This is a genomic window from Simkaniaceae bacterium (assembly GCA_021734805.1).
Classification (GTDB): Bacteria; Chlamydiota; Chlamydiia; order Chlamydiales; family JACRBE01; genus Amphritriteisimkania.
This window is the reverse complement of the sequence record JAIPIG010000048.1, coordinates 1-9,087: the sequence shown is the minus strand read 5'-3', so window position 1 is coordinate 9,087 and position 9,087 is coordinate 1. Positions and strand designations below refer to the sequence as shown.

General features: G+C 45.2%; 8 protein-coding genes. 6 read left to right on the top strand and 2 right to left on the bottom strand.

Going from position 1 to position 9,087, the window contains the following annotated elements:
- The first annotated feature begins 102 nt into the window (after window positions 1–102).
- The 3 genes from K9M07_07740 to lpdA are packed head-to-tail and all read left to right on the top strand — an operon-like array spanning window position 103 to window position 5,298.
- Window positions 103–2,793, top strand: coding sequence for a 2-oxoglutarate dehydrogenase E1 component (locus K9M07_07740; GenBank protein ID MCF7853112.1), 2,691 nt, complete (start codon window positions 103–105; stop codon window positions 2,791–2,793).
- Window positions 2,790–3,917, top strand: a complete 1,128-nt coding sequence (gene sucB, locus K9M07_07735) for a dihydrolipoyllysine-residue succinyltransferase (protein ID MCF7853111.1) — start codon at window positions 2,790–2,792, stop codon at window positions 3,915–3,917. The genes K9M07_07740 and sucB overlap by 4 nt, the downstream gene beginning before the upstream one ends.
- A 31-nt stretch (window positions 3,918–3,948) precedes the next feature.
- Window positions 3,949–5,298, top strand: coding sequence for a dihydrolipoyl dehydrogenase (gene lpdA / locus K9M07_07730; GenBank protein ID MCF7853110.1), 1,350 nt, complete (start codon window positions 3,949–3,951; stop codon window positions 5,296–5,298).
- A 55-nt stretch (window positions 5,299–5,353) separates the two neighbouring features.
- On the opposite strand, the gene K9M07_07725 is transcribed toward lpdA, so the two are convergent.
- Complete coding sequence (locus tag K9M07_07725; protein ID MCF7853109.1) at window positions 5,354–6,661, bottom strand: hypothetical protein; 1,308 nt, start codon at window positions 6,659–6,661, stop codon at window positions 5,354–5,356.
- A 220-nt stretch (window positions 6,662–6,881) separates the two neighbouring features.
- Between K9M07_07725 and K9M07_07720 the strand changes: the two genes are divergently transcribed.
- From K9M07_07720 to K9M07_07710, 3 genes are all read left to right on the top strand, one after another.
- Complete coding sequence (locus tag K9M07_07720) at window positions 6,882–7,112, top strand: hypothetical protein (GenBank protein MCF7853108.1); 231 nt, start codon at window positions 6,882–6,884, stop codon at window positions 7,110–7,112.
- 180 nt (window positions 7,113–7,292) lie between these two features.
- Window positions 7,293–7,553 carry a (2Fe-2S)-binding protein gene (locus tag K9M07_07715; GenBank protein ID MCF7853107.1) on the top strand — a complete coding sequence of 87 codons (261 nt, stop codon included), beginning with the start codon at window positions 7,293–7,295 and terminating at the stop codon, window positions 7,551–7,553.
- Between the two features lies 1 nt (window position 7,554).
- Window positions 7,555–8,115, top strand: a complete 561-nt coding sequence (locus K9M07_07710; protein ID MCF7853106.1) for an iron-sulfur cluster assembly accessory protein — start codon at window positions 7,555–7,557, stop codon at window positions 8,113–8,115.
- 161 nt (window positions 8,116–8,276) lie between these two features.
- On the opposite strand, the gene K9M07_07705 is transcribed toward K9M07_07710, so the two are convergent.
- On the bottom strand, window positions 8,277–9,087 hold an 811-nt coding region (locus tag K9M07_07705), incomplete at its 5' end, for a hypothetical protein (GenBank protein MCF7853105.1).

Sequence of the window (9,087 nt, the reverse complement as noted above, 5' to 3'; positions counted from 1 at the left end):
ATTTTCATGATGTTCATAATCGAGTCAAAACGGCTTCTTCTTGAGTGAAATAACCGAAATTGGTATGAGTCAGACTTATAGTATTTAATTTTTTGATTCTCGATGAGTAAGCCATTCACTTTTTTGCATCAGCACAACGTTCAGTATCTCGATAGTCTCTATCAGAGTTATTTGAAAGACCCCTTTTCTGTGGATGAGACATTCCGCATTTTTTTTGAGGGGGTTGATTTTGCGCGTAGTGCGGAAGGGGTAGGTGGAGGCGAGATCGATCGCCACTACAAGATTTTTCAACTTTTAAGAGGCTATCGCCGCTATGGGCATCTAGAGGCCCATATTAATCCTTTGCAGCAGCAAAGGCCGGCGCCTTGTCCCTATTTGTCCCTCGATCATTATGGACTTTCCGATAAAGAACTCTCACAGGATTTTCCAACGCTTGGCCTTCTTCCTGAAAAAAATGCGCCGCTTCAAAAGATCATCGACCGGCTTCGAGCGCTTTATTGCTCAACGGTAGGGCTTGAATCGACTCTAATTGATTGTCCGGAAACAATGGATACGATTTATGAGGCATTTCAGCATCGCTTTGAAGCGCCTTTCTCCCCGGAGGAGAAAAAGAGTTTTTATCGCCGGACGGTTGAGTCGGAAGAGCTTGAAATTTTTATCAATAAGACCTATCCCTACATTACCCGTTTTTCCATCGAGGGGGGAGAGAGTTTTCTGTCCATGGTGATCGACATGGTTAACAGGGCTTGTGAAATGGGGGTTGAGGAGATTGTCGTAGGCATGGCCCATCGCGGCCGTATTAATTTGCTCGCCAATGTGATGGGAAAACCTCTCTCGGAAGTCTTTTATGAGTTTGAATCGACGTATCTTCCTTCTACCGATCTTTGTAATGATCTCAAATACCACAATGGTCTTGTTCGTGATGTGAAACTCACTTCAGACAAGACGGTCAAGATGACACTGATCAGCAACCCCAGCCATTTGGAGTCGGTAGATCCGGTGATCGCGGGAGCGACCAAAGCGCGTCAAACTCTTTTGGGAGAAGCTCAAAAAGTGCTTCCTCTTGCCATCCACGGTGATGCCGCTTTTGCAGGGCAGGGGGTTGTCTATGAGACGATGCAGATGTCGCGTGTGCGCGGATTTGAGGTAGGAGGCACGCTGCATATCGTTGTGAATAACCAAATCGGCTATACGGCAGGCCCTGACGAATCCCGCTCGACTTATTACTCTACAGAGATTGCCCGCGCTTTTTCTTACCCCGTTTTTCATGTGAATGGGGAGGATATCGAAGGGTGCATTCGCAGTATGCGCCAAGCGCTTGAAATCCGTCAAACCTATGGCATTGATGTCATTATCGATTATAATTGCTATCGGCGCATTGGCCATAATGAAGCCGACGAAGTTTCTTATACCCATCCGGTTGATTACAAGTTCATTAAACAAAAGCCACTCATTAGTGAGATCTACAAAGAACAGTTATTCAAAGAAAATATTCTCGATGCCGCTACAGTGGAATCGATGAAAAAAGAGGTTATCGCCCGCCTTGAAAAGGCGCATGCTGAGACAAAGGCGATGACAGAGCGCACCATGAAAGAGCCAATTCATTTCGATCTTCTTAAACCGGTTGATACGCGTGTTGAAGAGTCAATTTTGTTCGATCTTTTTGAGCGGGCGCGCCGCATTCCTCATGACTTTCATCTCAATCCCAAACTCAAGCGCATTTTAGATGCGAGGGAGCAAATTTTAACGGCTCCAAAAGAGCAGCCGCTCATCGATTGGGGCTTTGCTGAGACGCTCGCCTTTGCCTCTCTTTTAGACCGGGGGATTGACGTGCGCTTGACGGGGCAGGATTCGATCCGAGGGACCTTTTCTTCGCGCCACGCCGCTCTATATGACTATGAGACGCAACAGCCCTATTTTCCTTTAGAACATTTAAGTGATAAGCAGGGGCGCTTCACCATTTGCAATAATATTCTCTCGGAGTTTGCTTGCCTTGGCTTTGAGCTTGGTTACTCGATGGTGCACAAAGGGGGGCTGACGCTTTGGGAGGCGCAATATGGCGATTTCTTTAACGGAGCGCAAATTATCTTCGATCAGTACATCTCTTCACTCTATGATAAATGGGAAGATACGAGTGCATTAACGGTCCTTCTCCCTCACGCGATGGAAGGGAAGGGCTCTGAGCACTCTTCTGCGCGCTTAGAGAGGCATTTGCAAATGGCCTCTAAAGACAATATGCTCATTGCGTATCCATCAACAGCCGGGCAATACTTCCACTTGCTCAGGCGTCAAGCGATACGGCAGCCCGGTGTACCGCTGATTGTCATGACTCCCAAGAGCCATTTGCGTTTTCAACCCTCCTTTTCTTCAGTGAAAGATCTCACTCAAAAAAGCTTTGAGGAGGTCCTTGATGATCCCAATCAACCTCACAATGCACGCAGGCTTATTTTATGTTCAGGCCACGTCTATTACGATTTAACGAAAAAACGTGAAGAGCTCAAGCTTGAGCAGGAGATTGCCATTATCCGTATTGAACAGCTCTATCCTTTACATCGCGATAAAATCACCCGGATTTTGGAGAGCTATTCTCAAGCAAAAGAGTATCTCTGGGTCCAAGAAGAGCACCGCAATCAGGGCGCCTGTGATCATATGTTTACCTATTTTAGAGAAACCTTGAATGATCGCTATCCCTTTAGATATGTGGGGCGTCCTGCAAGCCCCGTCCCGGCTGCCGGATACTCTATTCTCCATTACCGTGAGCTTGAAACACTTTTAAATGAGGCCATTGCATGAGCGAAGAAATTAAGGTGCCCGAATTTGGCGAATCCATCACTGAGGCTGTCGTTGTTCAGCTGATTAAAAAATCGGGGGATTATGTCGAAAAAGGGGAAGATCTGATCGAATTGGAAACCGATAAAGTCAATTCAGTGATTTCTTCTCCCGCATCAGGTGTTGTGTCGCTAACGGTCGATCTCGAGGCAAGGGTGAGCGTAGGGCAAACGATTGGATCTATTGACACCTCGGCTCAAAAAACAGCCTCCCTTCCGCCTGAAGAGCCTCCAAAACAGGCAGAGCCTGAAAAGATCGCTCCACCACCCGAACAACCGGCCCGTTCAGAAGCCCCATCAGCCCCGTCGGCTCGATCAACTCCCGATCAGTTTCTCAGCTCGCTCACCAAGTCGCCGATTCCCGAGCGGGGTCCCGATCACCCTGTAGCGCCTTCCGGCCGGCGGAAAAAAATGAGCTCGCTGCGCAAAACCATCGCCTCGCATCTCGTCCGGGTCAAGAATGAGACGGCCATGCTCACCACCTTTAATGAGATCGATATGTCCGAAGTGATGCGCATTCGGACGCATGAAAAGGATGACTTTTTAGAAAAACATGGCGTTAAGCTCGGATTCATGTCGTTTTTTATTAAGGCTTGCGTTCATGCATTGAAGGCCTTTCCCGATGTGGGAGCGGCGATTGATGGAGACGATATCGTCTATCCCGAGCATCTTGGCATTGGCGTAGCCGTATCGACAGAACGTGGTCTGATGGTCCCCGTCATTAAACACTGTGAAGAGCTCTCCTTCTCGGATATTGAAAAGGCACTTCAAGTGTATGCAGGCAAAGCGCGTGAGGGTAAAATTCCCCTCGATGCGCTGAAAGGGGGATGCTTCACCATTACGAACGGCGGCGTTTTCGGCTCTCTTGTTTCCACCCCCATTATCAATGCGGGCCAGAGCGCGATTCTAGGGATGCACGCTATTCAAAAAAGAGCCGTTGTGGTTGATGATCAGATTGTGATTCGCCCGATGATGTATCTTGCCCTTAGTTATGATCATCGCATCATTGACGGCAAGGAAGCAATAGGCTTTCTTGTGCATATCAAAGAAAACCTCGAAGAGCCCTCAAGGCTTCTTCTCGATTTTTAAACTTACCTTACGTAAAAATGAGGATTTAGCGATGCATGATCTCATTGTGATTGGTTCAGGCCCCGGCGGCTATGTTGCCGCTATTCGCGCAGCACAACTGGGGCTTAAAACGGCGATTGTTGAAAAAGACCCCATGCTAGGTGGAACTTGCCTGAATGTAGGCTGTATTCCCTCCAAATGCCTTCTTTATTCCTCACACCTCTATCATTTACTCCATTCTGAAGGGGGCGTGCATGGGATCAAAGTCGATAACCTGTCACTTGACTTTGGGCAAATGATGCAACGCAAATCGTCCGTTGTGAAAAGCTTCAATGAGGGGATTGCCTACCTCATGAAGAAAAATAAAATCGAAGTGATTCAAGGGCATGCGGTATTTATCGAACCTCACAAGATTAAAGTGGGTGAGTTAGCCTATGAAGCCAAGCATTTTATCATCGCAACCGGATCGATTCCTACAGAGCTCCCCTTTCTCCCTTTTGATGAGCGGCGTATTCTCTCTTCAACCGGTCTCCTTTCCCTCAAAGAAATCCCTGAAAAGCTACTCGTTCTCGGAGCCGGAGTGATCGGTGTTGAGCTGGGGTGTGTCTATGCTCGCCTTGGGAGTCAAGTTGAGTTTGTCGAGTTTTTGGATCGCATTTGTCCTACGCTTGATCGCGAACTCTCTGCTTCTTTTCAAAAAATCCTCGAGAGTCAAGGCCTCTCTTTTCACCTCAACACTAAAATTGAGTCGGCTGATACCCAAGAAGGTCTAACACTTAAGAGCGGCTCTCAGACATTTTCGGGAACACATCTTCTCGTTGCCGTGGGGCGTCGCCCCTATACTCAAAATCTCGGCCTGGATCAGATCGGAATAACCCCTGATCCCAAGGGCTTTATCCCCATTAATAACCGCTTCCAAACAACCCAACCGCACATCTATGCGATTGGGGACGTCGCAGGAGGTGCGCTTCTTGCCCACAAAGCCTCAGAAGAGGGAATAGCAGCAGCAGAGCTCATTGCAGGTCAAACGGCGCATATCGAGTACATCGCAATCCCGAGTGTGATCTACACCTCGCCGGAAGTCGCCTCAGTCGGGTTTACGGAAGAAGAGCTCAAAGAGAAAAAGATTTCCTATACGACATCGAAATTCCCGCTCAAAGCCAACTCAAGAGCCCGAGCCATTCATGCCGACGCAGGGTTTGTGAAACTCATCACAGCGAGCACAGGCCATCTTCTCGGTGCCCATATCATTGCAGAAAATGCCGGCGAATTAATTCACGAATGCGCCCTTGTCCTCCACAAAAAACTCAAAACAAGCGATATCGCCCACACTTCCCACGCCCACCCAACCCTCGCCGAAGCCATCAAAGAAGCCGCGCTTGAAAAACCCATCCACACATAAAAAAAAGGAACCAACCCTAAAGTTGGTTCCTTTCGTTTAGAAAATACAATGCTAATTACTCTTCTATAGAGCGTGTACTCACATTGTCCGAGGAGCGATCAGGTGCTGCATCTAAAAAAGAATTTGCTCTTTCTCTAGAGTTTGAAGTTGCTGCAGCAGCCGGTGAACTATCAAAATCTAGTCCTAAAGAACTGAGACTAGAATTGCTGCTGAAAGCACCCTCTGAAGGGTTCGATCTAGGGCTTGAACGTGCTTGTCTAAAGCTATCTAGAAAAGCACCTGCCGATTCATGGGATGTATCTCCTCCCCTAGCTATATCGATAGTTGCCTTAACGGAGCTGATATAATCTTCATGTTGTGCTTTTACGATGTTAGGCTCTTCTCCGAAGAAACATTGAGCATATGTCAGCTGGGCAGTGACCATAGTCGGCGCAATAGGTTTTTTGCTATCGATATAGAAAGGATCTTTACAGTCAAAGAGGGCAGCAACACTGCTAATAAGAAGCCTAGAACCTTGAATAGCTAACGATCGACCGGCAACTTCTTGTTTCAATTGAAGGTCGAGTGTTTTATATGCAGTTCGGAAGTCTCTATAAGCTTCTGTGGCCTTATGGTTAGCTCCGAGAAGCTCAGCCTGTTCTTTTCTTTCTAATTCTGATTCAATGGCTGTAACAGCTCCTGCTAAAACAAAAATAGCTCGGAGAAGACCAAATGAGAATCGAACGCTATCTACGGCAAGACCGAGTGTCATACCAACTAGAGAGAGAATGATCATTGCAACGTTTTTGACTTTTCCAAGAGCAATTAATGAGATGCGGGGGAAGTCAACAACAAGGCGAATAGAGAAGCTGAGCAATGGTTTTAATACGGCCCCAAGGGTGATTCCTAAAACGCCTCCGGCAATTCCCATGGCTCCGGCTGCAACAAACCCAATACAGCGAATGGAAGCGGCTGCAATCGCGGCGGGAATATGTGTGAAGGTATGATTTACAAAGGGTTGAGCCGATGAACAAGATAAAAGAGCTTGAGCTAAAAAGCGAGAAGCGTTTTGTCCCGCATTCATCCCATCGATCATGCAGTTTTTTAATTGATTCAACATTTTCTTAGCTTTAGGCGCCTCATCGGGAGTTGTAATGCGATCGAGATGGAAAAGCTCACCTGTCATGAAGTGGGCCGAATTGATGGACTGAACCACCAAATCCCCATAATATTTGAGATCTTGAATAAATCCCATCCCGGCAAGCGCGGGATCTTTTTGGATGGCGATTGATGAACGATCTGCCTGATTAACTCCGAACAAGGGAGCAAGGTTATGCTCCTTATGTGAGCCCGTAGCGGCAGCATATGCCTCTGTTAATTTCATAATATCCTCTTTTTATTACGTCTTATTAATATCAATGTAAATATTCTATCAAAAATGATGATTTAATTCTAATGTTAGTTGTTGATTTTTAATTAATTAGGTAAAGAAATTATTTTAATTAATTAACTGTTACATTATCGATAATATTGATATAATTGGAGGGTAAGATGAAGCAATTCATCATAGATAATAAAATATAATAACTAGGGAGGATAGTCCCATGGAAACAACGGATGATAATATGCAGCTGAGAGCACGTGTTGCGGCTCTAGAGTCTAAATTAGACCATCTTGAGATGGAGCTGATTTATTTAAATCAGATTCTGATCGATTGCGGTTTTCCACACGGGGTTCAAACACTCAAAGAAACCGTTGAAGAGGTGATCAGCGAGAATTCACAAGAGGGATATGAGCGGGCAAGGCGCCTTGAGGATCAGGATCTATCTTGGTAGGATTTTAAACTCATTCCTTAGTTCAAAAAAGCAGCTTTTAACAGCTGCTTTTTTATTTTTAAACCGCTTAAAATCAATTGATTATCATTATGCTCAGTGCCGATTAAAAAAAATTATTCTATTGAAAATATTCATTCTTTGCGCTTTAATAGTCCCCATTAAAAGGAGTGACTCTCTCAAATGGCCCAAATACAGTTCAATGATGAAGATCCCGTAGAAATTCCCGATGGTGCTGCAATCAAGGATTTTTGTGAAGAAAACGGCGTTCCTTTTGGGTGCGAAGAAGGCGTTTGTGGGACTTGTATTATTGAGGTCGAGGAGGGAATGGAAAATCTCTCTGAATTCACTCAGGAAGAGGAAGACTTCTTAGGGGACATGGACCAAGAGAGACTTGCTTGTCAGTGTAAAATCAAAGGCGGATGTGTCAAGGTAAGGTATTAATATGAGCGACCAAATCACACGAGAAATGACGATAGATGATATTTTTTCGACCTTTCCCGAAAAAAGCCAAAAGCTTGCTCAGGAATTGACAAACTCAGGTCTTCACTGTGTCGGCTGTTCGGCCTCGACATGGGAGACTCTCGAGGCGGGGATGCTTGGGCATGGGTTCTCTGATGAGGATATTGATTCCCTTATTGGCAATCTCAATGCGATTTTAGAAGAGGAAATTGATCTCTCTACGATTACAATGACAAAGAGAGCTGCCGATAAGTTTTTAAAGATTCTCAAAGAAGAGGGAAAAGAAGGGTATGCCCTTCGCTTTGGAGATAAACCGGGTGGATGTAGTGGGTATGAGTATCTTCTCGACTACTCAGAGCTCCCAAGCGATGAGGATGAGATTTTTGAATCTAACGGCATATCCATCCACGTCGATCGCTCGATGCTTTCTCGCTTGATGGGTTGTGAAATTGACTACCTCGATGGCCTCAATGGATCGGGATTTAAAGTCTCAAATCCCAATGCCAAAGGGTCATGCAGCTGTGGAAGTTCTCAGGCTTATTAACCTCGACTTTATACATTTTTCGGCGCGATTTTCACAATCTTTTGACATACAATCGGTTACTAATTCCTGTAATGGCGTGTTCAAGCCGATTGCAGGAATTAGTAACCGATTGTATGTCAAAATCTTGCAAAACTTGCGTCCGAAAAATGTACAAAGTCGAGTTAACGATGATCATCATCATGTCGTGCGTTAATAATCATTATGAGATTTCCAACGGTTAATTCCGTATCACGATTAATGATCTCTTTTCGAATCCCATCTCGTTTTAATATTCTTAAATAATCTTCAAAATCTGTTTTTGAAATGCTTAGAAATTCTGTTAGTTGACCAAGAAGTTCATTTAATTCTCCTTGTTCTCCCCTTAAAGTAGCTCGGGGGAGTTTTTCTTTTATAGAATCAATAAGAGCTGTAGCATTCACCTGAATTGATTCATATGTCAAAACAAGGTCAAGATCATTTGTGAATCTGTGTTTTAGTAACGCTTTAAAAAGATCTGAGTTAGTTGCATTCAACAGGGGATTTTCTTGGATGGATTCAGGTGAAGCGCTTCTAGGTGAAAGTGGGGATGCAGCAGCCGGTTGCCTAGGAGTTTGTCTACTATTGTCATGAAACAAGGCATCTGCACGAGATGGAACTTCTTCTATGTTATCATCTGCAGGATGAAGACCAACCCCTGTCCATGAATTGCTATTTAAACTAACGAAATCATCATCATGATCTTGTGCAGAAGAATGTCTTGAGCTTCTAGGGGAATTATCTATTGTTCGAGATTCAGAATCACCTCGTTGAGATCTCTGCTCAAAAATACTATCACTTAAATCTGATTGAGAACTGGGGGAGATTGAAGCAGGGGCGCTTCTTTGACTTCTATTGTCATTTTCAGATCTGTGGGAGAGGCCTGAAATAGAGGCTGTGTCCTGATCTCCATCAGTACTTTCAGCCGGAGAGGGGGCCGGTTCGGGACGATTTGAG